Raw genomic sequence first — 18,852 nt, 5'->3', positions numbered from 1 at the left:
AAACGCCCGGTTACATTCCGAACCCGGAAGCTAAGCCTCACAGCGCCGATGGTACTGCAGGGGGGACCCTGTGGGAGAGTAGGACACCGCCGAACAAATTTTGAAAAGGTCGGATCCTGAACTTCGGTTCAGGGTCCGACCTTTTTACGTTCTCCTTAACGTGTCGTTCACGTTGCGCACGGAGTATCCAGCACATGGGTACTGCTGCAATGCTCAGGGCCGCCGGCGTCGGAGTCGGTGACGAGGTCGTCGTACCGGCCTTCGGGAACGTCGAAGTGGCCGAGGCTGTGACCCTGGCGGGTGCGCTTCCGGTGTTCGCCGACATAGATCCGGTCACCTACTGCCTCGACCCGTCGGCCGTGGAAGCGGCCGTAACTCCTCGAACCGTCGCGGTCATTGTGGTCCACCGGTTCGGCCGGGGCGCGGACATCACGCGGCTGCACGAGGTCGGACAGCGGCACGGGCTGCTCGTGCTGGAACAGGGTGAGTCCGAGGCGCCGTACGACGAGATGGCGCAGCGCAGGGAGCGGGCCGCCTATCTCGACGCCAAGTTGAAGGGCGTGAGCACCCCGGACGGGGGAGACGGCCACACCTACCAGCAGTACGTGGTGCGGGTGCCGGGCAATGGCCGGCCGGATCGCGATGCCTTCGCCCGGGCCCTGCGGGCCAGGGGAGTTGAGTGCCGCGTTCCCGTGAAGACGCCCGTGCACCGGCTGCCCGAATTCCGGCGCTGTGTGGCGCTGCCGGAGACCGAGCGGGCCGCGGACGAGACGCTGGCGCTGCCCGTGGACGCCTCACTGACGAAGCGTGAGATGCAGCGGATCGTCTCTGCCTGCAACGCCCTTGGGGGTTTGCTCCAGCCCGCCTTCTGAACGGGCACCGAACGAATTTGGGAAACGGCCCTGTTCGGGGTACGCTTTTCTTGTCACCACGAGGGAAACCTCGAAAACGACAAGGCCCCTATAGCTCAGTCGGTAGAGCGTCTCCATGGTAAGGAGAAGGTCAACGGTTCGATTCCGTTTGGGGGCTCGACAAAGAAGGCCTCGCCCTATCGGGCGGGGCCTTCGTCGTTTGTACGGGTGCCCGGGCGGGCCCGGGGGCCTCAGTCCTTGTGAAGCCCCGGGACCCGCATCGCCAGGATCGCCATGTCGTCGGACGGGGCGTCGGACGCGAAGCGTTCCACGGCGCGCATGATGCGCGCCGCGACCGCGCCCGCCGTGAGGCCCGTGCAGGTGGTGAGGACGTCGGCGAGGCCGTCGTCGCCCAGCATGCGCGTGCCCTCGCGGCGTTCGGTGACACCGTCCGTGACGCAGAGGAGGACGTCGCCGGGGTCGAGGGTGACCGTCTCCTCGTACAGTTCCAGGTCCTCGATGACGCCGAGCAGCGGCTGGGGCTCGGCCGCAGGCGTCACCGTGCCGTCCTGGCGCAGCCGCAGCGGAAGGGGGTGGCCGGCGCAGACCACCTTGAGCTCGGCGCTGCCGTCCTCCTGCGGCCGCAACTCGCCGTACAGCAGCGTCAGGAAGCGGCTGCGGTCGCCCTCGTCGAGGATCGCGGAGTTCAGTCGCTCGAGGACTGCCGGGCCGGACAGGCCCTCGCGGGCCAGCAGGCGCAGTGCGTGCCGGGCCAGGCCCGTGACCGCCGCCGCGTTCGGGCCCGTACCGCAGACGTCGCCGATGGCGAAGCCGTAGGCGCCGTTGCCGATCGGGAAGAGGTCGTAGAAGTCGCCGCCGACCTCGTTGCCCTCGCCGGCCGCGCGGTAGATGACCTCGACCTCGACGCCGTCGATGTGCGGCAGGCCGGGCGGGAGCAGGCTGCGCTGGAGGGACTGGCTGATCGCCGTGCGCTCCGAGTACAGGCGGGCGTTGTCCAGGGCGAGTGCGGCCCGGCGGCTCAGGTCCTCGGCCAGTTCGAGGATCTCCTGCCGGAAGTGCTCGTCGGTGGGCTTGCCCAGGGTCAGCATGCCGATGACGCGGTTGCGGGCGACGAGTGGCAGGACGACCGTCTCGCCGCCGACGGCGGAGGCCGTCGCGAGCGTCGGGCCGATACCCGAGGCGACCTGGTGGGTGGGGCCGCCGGACAGGCCGAGGCTGCGCATCGAGGAGCGCAGGGCCGCCTGGTGGGCGACCTCACCGGGGGCGGTCCAGACCCGGGCGCCGGGCGTGGGTACCGGGTCGGGCGGGGGGACCTTCGACAGCAACGACTTGATGCCGTCGATGAGCTCCTCGTCCTCGTGCAGCACGTACGACAGGTACGGCTCGGAGGCCTGGTCGGCGATCGTGTAGACGGCACACCAGGTGGCCAGCGTCGGGACCGTCATCTGGGCCATCAGGGCCAGGGTCTGGTCGCGGTCCAGGGTGCCGGCCAGCAGGTCGGAGGCCTCGACCAGGAAGCTCAGGGAGCCGCGGCGCAGCCGCTCCAGCTCGCCGAGGCGGGCCGACTCCACGGCCAGGGCGATGCGGTCGGCGGCGAACTGCAGGCGCAGCGCCTCCTCGTTGGAGTACCGGCCGGGTGCCTCGGCCGCCACGCCGAGGGAGCCCGTGAGTCGGCCCTCGACCTTCAGCGGGACGGTGACGACCGAGCGCATGCCGGTGCCGGACAGCAGCGGTACGGCGCCGGGTACGGCGGTGAGGTCGTCGTGGACGGCGGGCATGCGCGCGGAGCCGTACCGGCCGGGGCCGGCCTCGACCGGAACGCGGGCGAAGCGCTGGCGGGCGGAGGGCAGGCCGGTGGAGGCCCGGACCTCCAACTCGGTCTCGTCGTCGGTGGCCAGCAGCAGGAACGCGGAGTCGCCGTCGAGCATGTCGCGGGCCCGCTCGACCGTGCGCTGCAGGAGGCCGTCGAGGTCGTCCGGGGCGGGGGAGCCGATGAACACCTCGAAGGGGTCGGCGCTCTGGCCGTCGGAGCCGGTTGTCTGGTCGGTGGTGGGGACGCGCAACGGCGTCTGCAGGACGGCGCGTTCGTGGTCCCTTACCAGCAGGCACACGGTGGAGGGTTCGCCGCCGGTGTCGCGGACCCTGAGGTGGGAGGCGTAGACCGGGGCCACGCGGCCGTCGGAGCCGCGGACGCCGTAACTGCCCTCCCAGCGTGAGAGCTGGAGGGCCTCGGCGATGCCGGTTCCGGTGCCCGGGGTGTGCGGCCAGGCGGCGAGGTCGGTGAGAGGCTTGCCAATGACGTCGAGGGCCGGGTAGCCGAACAGCTCCTCCGCGTCCTCGTTCCAGGCGCTGATGGAGCCCTTCCGGTCGATCTGGAGGACCGCGACGCGCACCCGGCCGTCGGCGAGCGGGAGGAGGTCGGCGGGGAGGGAGGGTCCGGCGGCGCGGGTGCCGACCGGACGCTCGGGCAGATCGAGATGGAACCAGACGTTCTTGTGGGTGGGGGTGTAGTCCACGCCCCAGCGGGCGGCCAGGGCCGCGCACAGCTGCAGACCGCGGCCGCCCTCGCGGTCCGGGCTGCCCATGGAGGCCGGCGAGGCCTGCAGGGGGACCTCGCGCTCCGGGTAGCGGTCCGAGACCTCGATGCGTACGCCGTCCTCGGTGCGCAGGCACAGCACTTCCGCGTGCGTGCCCGCGTGCACCACCGCGTTGGTCACCAACTCGCTGGTGAGGACCACCGCGTCGTCGACGACGTCGGCGAAGCCCCAACCCTGGAGGGTGTCTCGGACGAAGGACCGTGCGGTCGCGACGGATCGCCCGACGGGCTCGAAACTGGCGGCCGCGCGCGCGGTGATCACAGAACTCCTCGGCCGGTTGTCGACGTGCAGGGCAGCGTGGCCGACCGGCTCGCGCCGCTGCTGCGGCATCCGCTCGCCCGTCGGCCGTGGCTCCGGGGTATGTCCCCCGGGGATCAGTCCGGTGGTCATGGTCTGCGGCCGCCCCTCCGATGCCCGCTCGTGCTCGTGCCACCGCCCAGGCCGGTCGGACCGGTGTGGCTGGACAGCCGCATGCAAGGTTACTTACCTTCGCCCTCCGAGCGGATGCCGGTCGCCGGTGTTTACGCCCCCAGGGTGTGCGGACGATGTGCGAAGCTGCCGAACTGTTATGGCCTGGTTCGGCCGGGGTGAAACACTGGGCAAGCTTCTGATGAAGGTCCGGTCATGTTGCGTGTGTTCCGTGTACGGAGGGCAGCAGCCCCTGGTGTGGCCGGATTTCGTCTGGCAGAAATACCGAACAGTAACGAGTACGCGGAAGTATTCGGTAAGCCGGGTGATCGGCCTGCCGGGCCGACGCGGTGAGCACGGCAGTGATGGTCTACCCCTTCGGGAGGGACACAGTGGAGTCTGGCGCAGGGACGCGGGGCACGAAGACGCGCGCGAAGGGCGGACCGTCCCTGGGCAGGAACGGCGGCACCACCGCCGTGGACACGGCTGCCCTGAACCGGCTGCTGGCGGCCCTCGTGTCGATGCGTGACGGCAACTTCCGCAAGCGGCTCACGGTGTCCGGCGACGGTGTGATGTCGGAGATCGCCGCGGTCTTCAACGAGGTCGCCGACCGGAATCTGCATCTGACCGGTGAGCTGTCGCGGGTGCGGCGCATGGTCGGGCGTGAGGGAAAGCTCACGGAACGGCTGGAAACAGGCGCCTGCGAGGGCTCGTGGGCGGCCGCGATCGACAACTCCAACGCGCTGGTCGACGATCTCGTCTGGCCCGTCTCGGAGGTCAGCCGGGTCCTGACGGCGGTCGCCGAGGGTGATCTGTCGCCGCGGATGGACCTGCGCACCCAGGCGCCCGACGGCACGGGGCATCCGCTGCGGGGCGAGTTCCTGAAGGTCGGCCGTACCGTCAACAATCTGGTCGACCAGCTGTCGACGTTCACCGACGAGGTCACGCGCGTGGCCAGCGAGGTCGGCACCGAGGGCAAACTCGGTGGCCAGGCCCGGGTGCGCGGTATGTCCGGTTCGTGGAAGGACCTGACCGAGTCCGTCAACACGATGGCGAACCGGCTCACCGCCCAGGTGCGCGACATCGCCCTGGTGACGACGGCGGTCGCGCGGGGTGACCTGTCACGCAAGGTCACCGTCCATGTCGCCGGCGAGATGCTGGAGCTGAAGAACACCGTCAACACGATGGTGGAGCAGCTGTCCTCCTTCTCTTCCGAGGTGACCCGGGTCGCCCGTGAGGTGGGCACCGAGGGCATCCTGGGCGGTCAGGCGCAGGTGCCCGGGGTGGCCGGCGTGTGGAAGGAGCTGACCGACTCCGTCAATACGATGGCGGGCAACCTGACCGCGCAGGTGCGGGGGATCTCCCAGGTCACGACGGCGGTCGCGAACGGTGACCTGTCGCAGAAGGTGACGGTTCCGGCGCGTGGCGAGGTCGCGCAGCTCGCCGAGACGATCAACCAGATGACGGAGACGCTGCGGATCTTCGCGGACGAGGTCACGCGTGTGGCCAACGAGGTCGGTGGAGAGGGACGGCTCGGCGGGCAGGCGAACGTGCCGGGCGCGGCCGGTACGTGGAAGGACCTGACGGACTCCGTCAACACGGTGTTCCGGAATCTGACCACACAGGTGAGGGACATCGCCGCGGTGACGACCGCCGTGGCCAGTGGCGACCTGTCGCAGAAGGTCACCGTTGACGTGGCCGGCGAGATGCTGGAGCTGAAGAACACCGTCAACGGCATGGTGGACCAGCTGTCGGCGTTCGGTGCCGAGGTGACCCGGGTCGCGCGGGAGATCGGCGTCGAGGGCGAACTGGGCGGCCAGGCGCAGGTGTCGGGTGCGGCCGGTACGTGGAAGGACCTGACGGACTCCGTCAACACGGCGTTCCGCAACCTGACCGGTCAGGTGCGCAACATCGCCCAGGTGACGACGGCGGTGGCCAACGGTGACCTCTCCCAGAAGGTCACCGTCGACGTCTCTGGCGAGATGCTCCAGCTGAAGAACACCGTGAACACGATGGTGGACCAGCTGTCCTCGTTCGCGGACCAGGTCACGCGGATGGCCCGGGACGTGGGTACCGAGGGCCGGCTGGGCGGTCAGGCCCGGGTGGACGGTGTCTCGGGCACCTGGAAGGAGTTGACGGACTCCGTCAACTTCATGGCCGGAAACCTGACTTCGCAGGTGCGCAACATCGCCCAGGTGACGACGGCGGTGGCCAACGGTGACCTCTCGCAGAAGATCGACGTCGACGCGCGCGGGGAGATCCTCGAGCTGAAGAACACCATCAACACGATGGTCGACCAGCTCTCCGCCTTCGCCGACCAGGTGACCCGGGTCGCCCGGGACGTGGGTACCGAGGGGCGGCTCGGCGGTCAGGCGCAGGTGCCGGGCGTGGCCGGTGTGTGGCGGGACCTCACCGACTCCGTGAACGGCATGGCCGGAAACCTCACCGCCCAGGTGCGCAACATCGCCCAGGTCGCCACCGCCGTGGCCCGCGGTGACCTCTCCCAGAAGATCACCGTGGACGCGCGCGGGGAGATCCTGGAGCTGAAGAACACCCTGAACACGATGGTCGACCAGCTGTCGTCGTTCGCCCAGGAGGTCACGCGTGTGGCCCGTGAGGTGGGTACGGAGGGCATCCTCGGCGGTCAGGCCGAGGTCCAGGGAGTCTCCGGCACCTGGAAGGACCTCACGCAGTCCGTGAACTTCATGGCGAACAACCTGACGATCCAGGTGCGCAACATCGCCGAGGTCACGACGGCGGTCGCCAAGGGCGACCTGTCCAAGAAGATCACCGTCGACGCGAAGGGCGAGATCCTCGAGCTCGTCACGACCGTCAACACGATGGTCGACCAGCTGTCCAGCTTCGCCGAGCAGGTGACCCGGGTGGCCCGTGAGGTGGGAACCGAGGGCATCCTGGGCGGCCAGGCGCACGTTCCGGGTGTCACGGGCATCTGGAAGGACCTGAGCAACAACGTCAACCTGATGGCCAACAACCTGACCATGCAGGTGCGGAACATCTCCCAGGTGGCCGCGGCCGTCGCCAACGGTGACCTGACGCGTCAGGTGACGATCGAGGCGAGCGGTGAGGTGGCGCAGCTCGCCGACACCTTCAACACGATGGTGAAGACGCTGAGTTCGTTCGCCGACCAGGTCACCAAGGTGGCCCGTGAGGTGGGCACGGACGGCATCCTGGGCGGTCAGGCGCATGTACCGGGTGTGGCCGGTACGTGGAAGGACCTCACCGAGTCCGTGAACCAGATGGCGTCCAACCTGACCGGTCAGGTGCGCAACATCGCCATGGTGACCACGGCCATCGCCAAGGGTGACCTGACGAAGAAGATCGACATCGACGCCCGGGGTGAGATCCTCGAACTCAAGACGACGATCAACACGATGGTCGACCAGCTGTCCAGCTTCGCCGAGGAGGTCACCCGGGTGGCCCGCGAGGTGGGCACCGAGGGACAGCTGGGCGGTCAGGCACGCGTGCGTGACGTCGACGGCACCTGGCGGGACCTCACCGAGTCGGTGAACGAGATGGCCGGGAACCTGACCCGGCAGGTGCGTGCCATCGCGCGCGTGGCGACCGCGGTGACCCGCGGCGACCTGAACCTGAAGATCGACGTCGACGCGTCCGGCGAGATCCAGGAGCTGCAGGACTACATCAACAAGATGATCGCCAACCTGCGCGACACCACGATCGCCAACAAGGAGCAGGACTGGCTCAAGGGCAACCTCGCCCGCATCTCCGCGCTGATGCAGGGCCGCCGGGACCTGGCGGACGTGGCTTCGCTCATCATGAGCGAGCTGACCCCGGTGGTCTCCGCGCAGCACGGCGCGTTCTTCCTGACGATGCCGCTGATGGACCAGGACCTCAGCGGCGACGCCGAGGACCGCTACGAGCTGCGGATGCTCGGCTCGTACGGCTACTCGATGGGCTCCATGCCGACGTCGTTCCGGCCCGGTGAGGCGCTGATCGGCACGGCTGCCAAGGAGAAGCGCACGATCCTGGTCGAGAACGCGCCGAGCGGCTATCTGAAGATCTCCTCCGGGCTCGGCGAGGCCCCGCCCGCGCAGGTGATCGTGTTGCCGGTCCTCTTCGAGGGCAAGGTGCTCGGTGTGATCGAGCTGGCGTCCTTCACACCGTTCACGCAGATCCAGAAGGACTTCCTCAACCAGATCGCCGAGATGATCGCGACCAGCGTGAACACCATCTCGGTCAACACCAAGACGGAGCTGCTGCTGAAGCAGTCGCAGGAGCTGACCGAGCAACTCCGTGAGCGGTCGGCGGAGTTGGAGAACCGGCAGAAGGCGCTGCAGGCCTCGAACGCCGAACTGGAGGAGAAGGCCGAGCTGCTGGCCCGGCAGAACCGGGACATCGAGGTGAAGAACACCGAGATCGAGGAGGCCCGGCAGGTCCTGGAGGAGCGCGCCGAGCAGCTCGCGGTGTCCATGCGCTACAAGAGCGAGTTCCTCGCCAACATGTCGCACGAGCTGCGTACGCCGCTGAACTCGCTGCTGATTCTGGCCAAGCTGCTCGCCGACAACGCGGACACCAACCTCACCCCGAAGCAGGTGGAGTTCGCCGAGACCATCCACGGCGCGGGATCCGACCTGCTTCAGCTGATCAACGACATCCTCGACCTGTCGAAGGTCGAGGCGGGCAAGATGGACGTCTCCCCGACGCGTATCGCGCTCGTCCAGCTCGTGGACTACGTGGAGGCCACTTTCCGGCCGTTGACCGCGGAGAAGGGCCTGGACCTGTCCGTACGGGTCTCCCCGGAGCTGCCCGCGACCCTGCACACCGACGAGCAGCGGCTGCTGCAGGTGCTGCGGAACCTGCTGTCGAACGCGGTGAAGTTCACCGACTCCGGGTCGGTGGAGCTGGTGATCCGGCCTGCCGGTTCCGGTGTGCCGCAGGTCATCCGGGAGCAGTTGCTGGAGGCCGGCTCGCTCAGCGATCCGGACGCGCCGCTGATCGCGTTCTCGGTGACCGACACCGGCATCGGTATCGCGGCCAGCAAGATGCGGGTGATCTTCGAGGCGTTCAAGCAGGCGGACGGCACGACCAGCCGCAAGTACGGCGGCACGGGCCTCGGCCTGTCGATCTCGCGGGAGATCGCGCAGCTGCTCGGTGGTGAGATCCACGCGCAGAGCGAGCCGGGCCGTGGCTCGACGTTCACGCTGTACCTGCCGCTGCACCCGAGCGAACTGCCGCCGCAGGGCTACCAGCAGTCCGTGACCCCGCTGGAGGCCGGCGAGCTGGTCGCCTCCGCGGCCGAGCTGTCGTTGGAGCTGTCCGCCGTGGAGATCGAGACGCCGGCGGAGGTGAAGTCGTACCAGGAGACGCAGAACGGCGCCGCCGCGCTCTTCCGGCGCCGCCGCCGGAGCCTGCCGCCGGTCGAGCACCGCCCCGAGCAGTGGGCGACGCTCGGCGAGCAGGAGAGGGCGCCGCAGCAGGCCCGCGCGGTGCGGTTCGGCGGTGAGAAGGTGCTGATCGTCGACGACGACATCCGCAACGTGTTCGCGCTCACCAGCGTCCTGGAGCAGCACGGGCTGTCGGTGCTGTACGCCGAGAACGGCCGCGAGGGCATCGAGGTGCTGGAGCAGCACGACGACGTGGCGGTCGTGCTGATGGACATCATGATGCCCGAGATGGACGGGTACGCGACGACCACGGCGATCCGCAGGATGCCGCAGTTCGCCGGGCTGCCGATCATCGCGTTGACCGCGAAGGCGATGAAGGGCGACCGGGAGAAGGCGATCGAGTCGGGTGCCTCCGACTACGTGACGAAGCCGGTCGATCCGGACCATCTGCTGACGGTCATGCGGCAGTGGATGCGTGAGGAGTGACGGGGTGACCGGCGCGAATGTGAACGCTGCGGGAACCTTGGGTGTGCACACGGAGTTGTCGTTCCGAGGGGGCCGGGGACGTGTGGGAATCCTGGATTCCGGGAACTTTCCGGTCTCGCGCGGCGTTTCCGTTGCGTGCACAGTGACATCGCGGTGACAGGGTGTGGCGACGGGCGGGGTGCGGCTACGATGACCGGCACAAGGACGGGCGGCGAAAGGGAGTCGTCCCCTGGGGCGGCGCCCGGTGTACCGCCGGGGCGAGGAGGGCGGGCCATGGTGCAGAAGGCCAAGATCCTCCTGGTCGATGACCGGCCGGAGAATCTGCTGGCGCTGGAGGCCATCCTCTCTGCGCTCGATCAGACGCTGGTGCGGGCATCGTCCGGGGAGGAAGCGCTCAAAGCACTGCTCACGGACGACTTCGCGGTCATTCTGCTGGATGTCCAGATGCCGGGCATGGACGGTTTCGAGACCGCCGCGCACATCAAACGGCGGGAGCGGACCCGGGACATCCCGATCATCTTCCTCACCGCGATCAACCACGGTCCCCACCACACCTTCCGGGGCTATGCGGCGGGCGCGGTCGACTACATCTCCAAGCCGTTCGATCCGTGGGTGCTGCGCGCGAAGGTGTCCGTCTTCGTCGAGCTGTACATGAAGAACTGCCAGCTGCGCGAGCAGGCGGCGCTGCTGCGGCTCCAGTTGGAGGGCGGCGGCAAGGGCGCGGTCGGCGGCAAGGAGTCGGCCGGGCTGCTCGCCGAGCTGTCCGCGCGGCTCGCGGCCGTCGAGGAGCAGGCGGAGGCGCTGTCCAAGCAACTGGACGACGAGTCCGCGGACGCGGCCGCGGTGGCCACGGCCGCTCATCTGGAACGCAAACTCACCGGGTTGCGCCGCGCGCTCGACGCGCTGGAGCCCGGCACGGGCAGCGGGACCGCGTCGGTGCCGACGCAGAACTGACGCTCGCGGGGAGCGCAGTTGCCCATGAGCGTGCGTCAGTTCCGCGCCCCGGCAAGGGCGACACGAACGGGTGAAGCAGTGGGCACGCGTGTCCACTGTCGTCTCCCCCGGTAACCTCACACCCATGGCCTCACGTCCCTCCGCAGCCAAGAAGCAGCCCGCGAAGAAGGCGGCCGCTCCCGCGAAGGCTCCGGCGAGGAAGGCCGCCGCGAAGAAAGCACCGGCCAAGAAGGCGCCCGCCAAGAAGGCGCCGGCGAAGAAGGCCGCGCCTCCCAAGCCGGCACCGAATCCCACGGGGGGCGTGTACCGGCTCGTGCGCGCCGTCTGGCTCGGTCTCGCGCACGCGGTCGGCGCCGTCTTCCGGGGCATAGGGCAGGGTGCGAAGAACCTCGACCCGGCCCACCGCAAGGACGGCGTCGCGCTGCTGCTCTTCGGCATCGCGCTGATCGTCGCCGCCGGTACGTGGGCCGATCTGCGCGGTCCCGTCGGCGACCTGGTGGAGATCCTGGTCACCGGTGCCTTCGGCCGGCTCGACCTGTTGGTGCCGATACTGCTCGCGGTGATCGCCGTACGGTTCATCCGGCACCCGGAGAAGCCGGAGGCCAACGGGCGGATCGTGATCGGTCTGTCCGCGCTCGTCATCGGCGTGCTCGGGCAGGTCCACATCGCCTGCGGCGCGCCCGCCCGCAGCGACGGCATGCAGGCCATAAGGGACGCCGGCGGCCTCATCGGCTGGGCGGCGGCGACCCCGCTGACGTACACCATGAGCGAGGTGCTCGCCGTACCGCTGCTGGTACTGCTGACGATCTTCGGGCTGCTGGTGGTGACCGCCACCCCGGTCAACGCCATCCCGCAGCGGCTGCGCGCGCTCGGCGTGCGCCTGGGCCTGCTGCCCGATCCGGAGGAGTACGAGCCCTCCGAGGACGACACGCGGTACGAGGAACAGTGGCGCGAGGAGCTGCCCCCGCGCCCCCGAAAGCGCCGGAGCGCCCCCCAGGCGTACGACCCCGACGGCGCCGAGGAGGAGGCCCTCTCGGAGCGCCGCGGCCGTCCCAGGCGTTCCGCGGTGCCCCAGCCCGATCTGCAGCGCCAGATGGACGCGGTGGACGTCGCGGCCGCCGCCGCTGCCGCCCTCGACGGTGCCGTCCTGCACGGCATGCCGCCGTCCCCGCTCGTCGCCGACCTCACCCAGGGCGTGAGCGTGGGCGACCGCGAGGAGACCACACCGGTGCCCGCGCCGTCGCAGGAGCCCACTCCGGCGTCGGTTCCCGCGCCCGCCGCGCGCCCCAAGCAGGAGAAGCTGAAGGTCGCGAGCGTCCCCGACCTCACGAAGGCGGCCCCCGACGAGCCCCGTGACCTGCCCGCGCGCGCGGAGCAGCTCCAGCTCTCCGGAGACATCACCTACTCGCTGCCGTCGCTGGACCTCCTCACCCGCGGAGGCCCCGGCAAGGTCCGCAGCGAGGCGAACGACGCGATCGTCCACTCCCTGCGCAACGTCTTCTCCGAGTTCAAGGTGGACGCCGACGTCACCGGGTTCACCCGTGGTCCGACGGTCACCCGCTACGAGGTCCAGCTCGGCCCCGCCGTGAAGGTGGAGCGGATCACCGCGCTGACCAAGAACATCGCGTACGCCGTGGCCAGTCCGGACGTGCGGATCATCAGCCCCATCCCGGGCAAGTCCGCGGTCGGCATCGAGATCCCGAACACCGACCGGGAGATGGTCAACCTCGGCGACGTGCTGCGCCTCGCGGAGTCCGCCGAGGACGACGATCCGATGCTGGTCGCCTTCGGCAAGGACGTCGAGGGCGGGTACGTGATGCACTCGCTGGCGAAGATGCCGCACATGCTCGTCGCCGGTGCGACCGGTTCCGGCAAGTCCTCGTGCATCAACTGCCTGATCACCTCGGTCATGATGCGGGCGACCCCGGAGGACGTCCGGATGATCCTGGTCGACCCCAAGCGCGTCGAGCTGACCGCCTACGAGGGCATCCCGCACCTGATCACGCCGATCATCACCAACCCCAAGCGGGCCGCCGAGGCGCTGCAGTGGGTCGTACGCGAGATGGACCTGCGCTACGACGACCTGGCCGCGTTCGGCTTCCGGCACATCGACGACTTCAACCAGGCCATCCGCGACGGCAAGGTGAAGCTGCCCGAGGGCAGCGAGCGGGAGCTGCACCCGTACCCGTACCTGCTGGTGATCGTGGACGAGCTGGCCGACCTGATGATGGTCGCGCCGCGGGACGTCGAGGACTCGATCGTGCGCATCACGCAGCTCGCGCGCGCGGCCGGCATCCACCTGGTGCTCGCCACCCAGCGCCCGTCGGTCGACGTGGTCACCGGCCTGATCAAGGCCAACGTGCCCTCCCGGCTGGCGTTCGCCACCTCCTCGCTCGCCGACTCCCGGGTCATCCTCGACCAGCCCGGCGCCGAGAAGCTGATCGGCAAGGGTGACGGTCTGTTCCTGCCGATGGGCGCGAACAAGCCGACCCGTATGCAGGGCGCGTTCGTGACAGAGGCCGAGGTCGCGGCCGTCGTGCAGCACTGCAAGGACCAGATGGCGCCGGTCTTCCGGGACGACGTCACCGTGGGCACCAAGCAGAAGAAGGAGATCGACGAGGACATCGGCGACGACCTCGACCTGCTGTGCCAGGCGGCCGAGCTGGTGGTCTCCACCCAGTTCGGGTCGACGTCCATGCTCCAGCGCAAGCTGCGCGTCGGCTTCGCCAAGGCCGGGCGGCTCATGGACCTGATGGAGTCCCGGAACATCGTCGGGCCCAGCGAGGGCTCCAAGGCACGTGACGTTCTTGTGAAACCTGACGAACTGGACGGCGTGCTCGCGCTGATTCGCGGGGAGTCTGACGGGTAGGGCAGCGGGCCGCCCGGCGTGTCGGGTTTACGCCGGGTGGCGGCAGGACCGTGATCCACCCGTTAGAGAGCGACGAGCAACCGTTTCCCTTTGTCGCACGTCAAGTTGAGCGAGAGGACAGGTTCGGGGCTCACTGTGGGCTTTGCGCCTGGCCCGCCGTTGGGATGAGCGGCCCTTCCGATGGCGTACAAATCGCACCGCCCGGTCGCCCCACTCTTTCGTACCCCCCTAGACTGAACCTCCAGCACAGGTGGCTCACACGCTCGAAAGGCGCCCCCGTGTCCATCGGCAACTCCCCTGAAGACGAGCGCCCGTTCCAGGACGCGTCGGAGGAAGTCCGTCCCTCAGTGGGACGCGCCCTGAAGCAGGCGCGCATCGAGGCCGGGCTCACCGTCGACGACGTCAGCAGCGCCACTCGTGTCCGTATCGCCATCGTGCACGCCATCGAGGCGGACGACTTCGCCCCCTGTGGCGGAGACGTGTACGCCCGTGGGCACATCCGCACGCTGGCCAGGGCCGTACACCTAGACCCCGCACCGCTGATCGCGCAGTTCGACGCCGCGCACGGCGGGCGGCCCGCACCCACTCCGGCGGCGCCCCTGTTCGAGGCGGAACGTATCCGCCCCGAGCGGCGCGGGCCCAACTGGACCGCGGCCATGGTCGCCGCGATCGTCGCCGTCGTCGGCTTCGTCGGATTCACCGCCTTCAAGGGCGGAGACGGCGGGAACGACGCCAAGTCACAGGTGGCCGACGGCGCCACCTCGCCCACCCCCAGCAAGGCCGCCTCGCCCACGCCCAAGAAGGACAAGCCGGCCGCACCGACCTCCGAGGCGTCCGACAGCGCCATCGCGGCCGCCCCGCAGGACAAGGTCACCGTCCAGGTCAGCGCGGCGGGCGGGCGCAGCTGGATCTCCGCCAAGGATCACAACGGCCGGATGCTCTTCGACGGGCTGCTGAAGAAGGGCGAGTCCAAGACCTTCCAGGACAGCTCCAAGATCAACCTGATCCTCGGTGACGCCGGCGCGATCCAGCTCTACGTCAACGGAAAGAAGATCGAGGACAACTTCCAGCCGGGCGCTGTGGAGCGCCTCACCTACACGAAGGGCGACCCCGAGGCCGGATGACGGGCCCTTGGGGGAGCGGACGAGAAGGGGTTGGCCAAGATCGGCCAACCCCTTCGACGTGGGGTGTCTGAGAGACGAAGTAGTCTTGAGCCCATGCCTGAACGCCGTACCGTCGCCCTCGTCACTCTTGGCTGCGCCCGTAACGAGGTGGACTCGGAGGAGCTCGCAGGCCGTTTGGAGGCGGACGGCTGGCAGCTCGTCGAGGACGCCGCGGACGCCGACGTCGCCGTGGTCAACACCTGTGGCTTCGTCGAAGCCGCCAAGAAGGACTCCGTCGACGCCCTGCTGGAAGCCAACGACCTCAAGGACCACGGCAGAACCCAGGCCGTCGTGGCGGTGGGCTGCATGGCCGAGCGGTACGGCAAGGAACTCGCCGAGGCGCTGCCCGAGGCCGACGGCGTGCTCGGCTTCGACGACTACGCCGACATCTCCGACCGCCTGCAGACCATCCTGTCCGGCGGCGTCCACGCCTCCCACACCCCGCGTGACCGGCGCAAGCTGCTGCCGATCAGCCCGGCCGAGCGGCAGGAGTCGGCCGCCGCCGTCGCGCTGCCCGGCCACGGCCCGTCCGACCTCCCGGAGGGGGTCGCGCCCGCCTCGGGCCCCCGCGCGCCCCTGCGGCGCCGCCTGGACGGCGCTCCGGTCGCCTCGGTCAAGCTCGCCTCCGGCTGTGACCGGCGCTGCTCCTTCTGCGCCATCCCGTCCTTCCGCGGCTCCTTCATCTCCCGCCGCCCCAGCGACGTGCTGAACGAGACGCGGTGGCTGGCCGAGCAGGGCGCGAAGGAGATCATGCTGGTCTCCGAGAACAACACCTCCTACGGCAAGGACCTGGGCGACATCCGCCTGCTGGAGTCCCTGCTGCCGGAGCTGGCCGAGGTCGACGGCATCGAGCGGGTGCGGGTGAGCTACCTGCAGCCAGCCGAGATGCGCCCGGGCCTGATCGACGTCCTGACGTCCACCCCGAAGGTCGTCCCCTACTTCGACCTCTCCTTCCAGCACTCCGCGCCGGACGTGCTGCGCGCCATGCGCCGCTTCGGCGACACCGACCGCTTCCTGGAGCTGCTGGACACCATCCGCAGCAAGGCCCCCGAGGCCGGTGTGCGCTCCAACTTCATCGTCGGTTTCCCCGGCGAGAGTGAGTCGGATCTGGCCGAGCTGGAGCGCTTCCTGAACGGCGCCCGCCTGGACGCCATCGGTGTCTTCGGCTATTCCGACGAGGAGGGCACGGAGGCGGCGACGTACGAGAACAAGCTCGACGAGGACGTCGTCGCCGAGCGCCTGGCCCACATCTCCCGGCTCGCCGAGGATCTCGTCTCGCAGCGCGCCGAGGAGCGCGTCGGCGAGACCGTGCACGTCCTCGTGGAGTCCCTGGACGAGGAGGAGGGCGTGTACGGCCGTGCCGCGCACCAGGCGCCGGAGACGGACGGACAGGTGCTGCTCACGAGCGGCGAGGGCCTGAGCGTCGGACGTATGGTCGAGGCGAAGGTGGTCGGTACGGAAGGTGTCGACCTGGTGGCCGAGCCGCTGACCGGCTCGCTCGCGTGTAGTGAGGAGGCGGACAGATGACCGGAGTCCCGGCATCCGCCGCGGGCGGCTCCTCCGGCCCGCAGGGCGCGCGGGGTTCCGCCGCCGCTGCCGACGGCGCTGTTTCCGAGGTCTCCGGTTCTGCTTCCGACTCCGCTGCCGAAGACGCGAAGCCCGCGCGCGGCGCGAAGATCGCGGCCGCGGCCGTCAACCAGGCCAGCCTGTGGAACGTCGCCAATCTGCTGACGATGCTCCGGCTGGTGCTGGTGCCCGGTTTCGTGGCGCTGATGCTGGCGGACGGCGGCTACGACCCGGCCTGGCGCGCGCTGGCCTGGGCGGCCTTCGCCGTCGCCATGATCACCGACCTGTTCGACGGGCATCTGGCGCGCACCTACAACCTGGTCACCGACTTCGGGAAGATCGCCGACCCCATCGCCGACAAGGCGATCATGGGGGCGGCGCTCATCTGTCTGTCCGCCCTGGGCGATCTCCCGTGGTGGGTGACGGCCGTGATCCTCGGCCGGGAACTCGGCATCACACTGATGCGTTTTCTGGTCATTCGCTACGGCGTCATCCCCGCGAGCCGCGGCGGCAAGCTCAAGACCCTCACCCAGGGCGTGGCCGTCGGGATGTACGTCCTGGCACTGACGGGGTGGCTGGCCACCCTGAGGTTCTGGGTGATGGCCGTGGCGGTCGTCCTCACCGTCGTCACCGGCCTCGATTACGTGAGACAAGCCATTGTGCTGCGCCGGCAGGGAATCGCCGAGCGCGCGGCCGCGTTGGAGGAGACGGAAGCGTGAGTTCCCCGGCCACCGAACTGGTGCGACTACTGACCGTGAGGGGCGAGAGCCTCGCCGTCGCGGAGTCGCTCACCGGTGGTCTTGTCGCGGCGGAGATCACAGCCGTCCCCGGGGCCTCCAAGGTCTTCCGGGGTTCGGTCACCGCCTACGCCACCGAGCTGAAGCACGAGCTGCTCGGGGTCGACGCCACTCTGCTGGCGGTGCAGGGAGCGGTGGATCCGCAGGTCGCTGCCCAGATGGCCGCCGGGGTGCGCAAAGCCGTGGGAGCCGACTGGGGCATCGCGACGACCGGGGTCGCCGGGCCCGAACCGCAGGACGGCAAGCCCGTCGGGACGGTCTTCGTGGCCGTCGACGGGCCCCTCACCTCCGTCTCCGGTTCTGCCGGTGGCGGAAAAGTGGCGGCCCTGCGGTTGAACGGCGACCGTGCGGAAATTCGTATGGAGAGTGTACGGAGCGTACTCGCACTGCTTCTGAGGGAGCTTGCGGGCGAACAGACCGGGAATGAGCGGGCACAGGATACGGAACGGAACGGGGGGTTTTGATGTTTACAGCCCTGAGTGAACACGACATCGCTCCCCGCACGGCCGCGGCGCGAGGCGGTACGGTGGGGCGAGAAGGATGCGGCTACGCGGTCCGAGGAGGGAGCCACCGATGATTCTGCTCCGTCGCCTGCTTGGTGACGTGCTGCGTCGGCAGCGCCAACGCCAGGGCCGTACTCTGCGCGAAGTCTCCTCGTCCGCCCGAGTCTCACTCGGCTATCTCTCCGAGGTGGAGCGGGGGCAGAAGGAGGCTTCCTCCGAGCTGCTCTCCGCCATCTGCGACGCGCTGGACGTACGGATGTCGGAACTGATGCGAGAGGTGAGCGACGAACTGGCGCTCGCCGAGCTGGCCCAGTCCGCAGCGGCTACCGAGCCCGTGCCCACGCCGGTCCGTCCGGTGCTGGGTTCCGTGTCGGTGGCCGGCGTGCCACCGGAACGGGTGACCATCAAGGCGCCCGCCGGGGCGGTGGACGTGGTCGCCGCGTGACGTCCGTGTGCGCGGCTTAGCGACCCGGAAGGTGTGAAACCTCGGCCGGGCTTCCCCAGGTCTCCCTGGGGAAGCCCGGCCGAGGCTTTTGTGTGCTCCGGGCGTGTGATTCGTGTCTCTTTTGCCTCCATTTGCCGGTATTCGGTGGGGCGGTCATCGTGGAGGGGCATGCCTGCGCCGAAACCACCGGAGGAAAGTGGATGTACGTCGTGAAGAGCCCGTTGCCCGATGACGATCTGAAGACCGTGTCCGAGGCGCTGCACGGCGCCCTGGTCGACCTGGTGGACCTCTCGCTGGTCGCCAAGCAGATCCACTGGAACGTCGTCGGACCCCGCTTCCGGTCCATCCACCTCCAGCTCGACGAGGTCGTCGACTCCGCCCGCACACATTCCGACACGGTGGCCGAGAGGGCGTCCGCCCTCGGTGTCCCGCCCGACGGGCGCGCGGCCACGGTGGCCTCCGCCAGCGGCATCGGGACTGCCCCGGCCGGCTGGATCAAGGACACGGACGCGGTCCGCACGATGGTGGACGCCCTCGGCGCGGTGATCACCGGGATGCGGGAGCGGGTCCAGGCGACCGGAGAGGCGGATCCGGTGTCCCAGGACATCTTCATCGGGATCACGGCGGACCTGGAGAAGCATCACTGGATGTTCCAGGCGGAGAACGCGTGAGCCTGTCGGAGTGCCCGGTGTTGCATCGGTGAGCCCTCGGTGCGCCTCCCGCGCGGGTCGCGAGGCGTTCTAGCTTCCCGCTGGAGGTGGCGGCCATGGTGGGGCGGATACTGCGCTGGGGGGCCGCGCTCGGGCTGGGGGCGGTCTGGTGGTGGGCG

General features: G+C 69.4%; 11 protein-coding genes, 1 tRNA gene and 1 rRNA gene. 12 read left to right on the top strand and 1 reads right to left on the bottom strand.

The window, feature by feature from the left end; all coding sequences use genetic code 11:
- The 3 genes from rrf to ACIRVH_RS28265 all read left to right on the top strand — a co-directional run.
- A 5S ribosomal RNA gene (rrf, locus tag ACIRVH_RS28275) occupies positions 1 to 95 on the top strand; the annotation flags it as partial.
- Between the two features lie 114 nt (positions 96 to 209).
- Positions 210 to 872, top strand: a complete 663-nt coding sequence (locus tag ACIRVH_RS28270; protein ID WP_403958587.1) for a DegT/DnrJ/EryC1/StrS family aminotransferase — start codon at positions 210 to 212, stop codon at positions 870 to 872.
- An 84-nt stretch (positions 873 to 956) separates the two neighbouring features.
- Positions 957 to 1,029 (top strand) — tRNA-Thr (locus ACIRVH_RS28265).
- Between the two features lie 73 nt (positions 1,030 to 1,102).
- On the opposite strand, the gene ACIRVH_RS28260 is transcribed toward ACIRVH_RS28265, so the two are convergent.
- Positions 1,103 to 3,859: a SpoIIE family protein phosphatase gene (locus ACIRVH_RS28260; protein WP_403958562.1), complete on the bottom strand. Its 2,757-nt coding sequence runs from the start codon at positions 3,857 to 3,859 to the stop codon at positions 1,103 to 1,105.
- Between the two features lie 410 nt (positions 3,860 to 4,269).
- On the opposite strand from ACIRVH_RS28260, the gene ACIRVH_RS28255 reads away from it, so the two are divergent.
- From ACIRVH_RS28255 to ACIRVH_RS28215, 9 genes are all read left to right on the top strand, one after another.
- The gene (locus ACIRVH_RS28255) at positions 4,270 to 9,726 is read left to right on the top strand and encodes a HAMP domain-containing protein (protein ID WP_403958559.1); all 5,457 of its coding nucleotides are present in this window, start codon (positions 4,270 to 4,272) and stop codon (positions 9,724 to 9,726) included.
- 273 nt (positions 9,727 to 9,999) lie between these two features.
- A complete protein-coding gene (locus ACIRVH_RS28250) occupies positions 10,000 to 10,680 on the top strand; it encodes a two-component system response regulator (protein ID WP_403958556.1) in 681 nt (226 codons plus the stop codon).
- 124 nt (positions 10,681 to 10,804) lie between these two features.
- Positions 10,805 to 13,549, top strand: a complete 2,745-nt coding sequence (locus ACIRVH_RS28245) for a DNA translocase FtsK (RefSeq protein ID WP_403958553.1) — start codon at positions 10,805 to 10,807, stop codon at positions 13,547 to 13,549.
- 278 nt (positions 13,550 to 13,827) lie between these two features.
- Positions 13,828 to 14,673, top strand: coding sequence for a helix-turn-helix domain-containing protein (locus tag ACIRVH_RS28240; protein WP_403958550.1), 846 nt, complete (start codon positions 13,828 to 13,830; stop codon positions 14,671 to 14,673).
- Between the two features lie 93 nt (positions 14,674 to 14,766).
- Positions 14,767 to 16,239 carry a 30S ribosomal protein S12 methylthiotransferase RimO gene (rimO, locus tag ACIRVH_RS28235; protein WP_403958547.1) on the top strand — a complete coding sequence of 491 codons (1,473 nt, stop codon included), beginning with the start codon at positions 14,767 to 14,769 and terminating at the stop codon, positions 16,237 to 16,239.
- Positions 16,236 to 16,997, top strand: coding sequence for a CDP-diacylglycerol--glycerol-3-phosphate 3-phosphatidyltransferase (gene pgsA / locus ACIRVH_RS28230; RefSeq protein ID WP_403958544.1), 762 nt, complete (start codon positions 16,236 to 16,238; stop codon positions 16,995 to 16,997). The genes rimO and pgsA overlap by 4 nt, the downstream gene beginning before the upstream one ends.
- On the top strand, positions 16,994 to 17,539 hold the full coding sequence (locus ACIRVH_RS28225; RefSeq protein ID WP_403958541.1) for a CinA family protein: 546 nt from the start codon (positions 16,994 to 16,996) through the stop codon (positions 17,537 to 17,539). The genes pgsA and ACIRVH_RS28225 overlap by 4 nt, the downstream gene beginning before the upstream one ends.
- A 109-nt stretch (positions 17,540 to 17,648) precedes the next feature.
- Entirely contained in the window at positions 17,649 to 18,023 is a 375-nt protein-coding gene (locus tag ACIRVH_RS28220) for a helix-turn-helix domain-containing protein (protein WP_393480823.1), read from the top strand.
- A gap of 200 nt (positions 18,024 to 18,223) precedes the next feature.
- Positions 18,224 to 18,694 carry a Dps family protein gene (locus tag ACIRVH_RS28215; RefSeq protein WP_403958537.1) on the top strand — a complete coding sequence of 157 codons (471 nt, stop codon included), beginning with the start codon at positions 18,224 to 18,226 and terminating at the stop codon, positions 18,692 to 18,694.
- The last annotated feature ends 158 nt before the right edge of the window (positions 18,695 to 18,852 follow it).

It is taken from the genome of Streptomyces sp. NPDC101165 (assembly GCF_044768135.1).
Classification (GTDB): Bacteria; Actinomycetota; Actinomycetes; order Streptomycetales; family Streptomycetaceae; genus Streptomyces.
Note: the sequence above shows the minus strand (reverse complement) of the source record. Positions and strands in the feature narration are given on the sequence as shown.

Excerpts from the sequence above, each read along its gene's own strand:
- ACIRVH_RS28245 (WP_403958553.1), top strand. The coding sequence starts at position 10,805 with ATGGCCTCACGTCCCTCCGCAGCCAAGAAGCAGCCCGCGAAGAAGGCG.
- rimO (WP_403958547.1), top strand. The coding sequence starts at position 14,767 with ATGCCTGAACGCCGTACCGTCGCCCTCGTCACTCTTGGCTGCGCCCGT.
- ACIRVH_RS28220 (WP_393480823.1), top strand. The coding sequence starts at position 17,649 with ATGATTCTGCTCCGTCGCCTGCTTGGTGACGTGCTGCGTCGGCAGCGC.
- ACIRVH_RS28260 (WP_403958562.1), bottom strand. The coding sequence starts at position 3,859 with ATGACCACCGGACTGATCCCCGGGGGACATACCCCGGAGCCACGGCCG.
- ACIRVH_RS28215 (WP_403958537.1), top strand. The coding sequence starts at position 18,224 with ATGTACGTCGTGAAGAGCCCGTTGCCCGATGACGATCTGAAGACCGTG.
- ACIRVH_RS28250 (WP_403958556.1), top strand. The coding sequence starts at position 10,000 with ATGGTGCAGAAGGCCAAGATCCTCCTGGTCGATGACCGGCCGGAGAAT.
- pgsA (WP_403958544.1), top strand. The coding sequence starts at position 16,236 with ATGACCGGAGTCCCGGCATCCGCCGCGGGCGGCTCCTCCGGCCCGCAG.
- ACIRVH_RS28270 (WP_403958587.1), top strand. The coding sequence starts at position 210 with ATGCTCAGGGCCGCCGGCGTCGGAGTCGGTGACGAGGTCGTCGTACCG.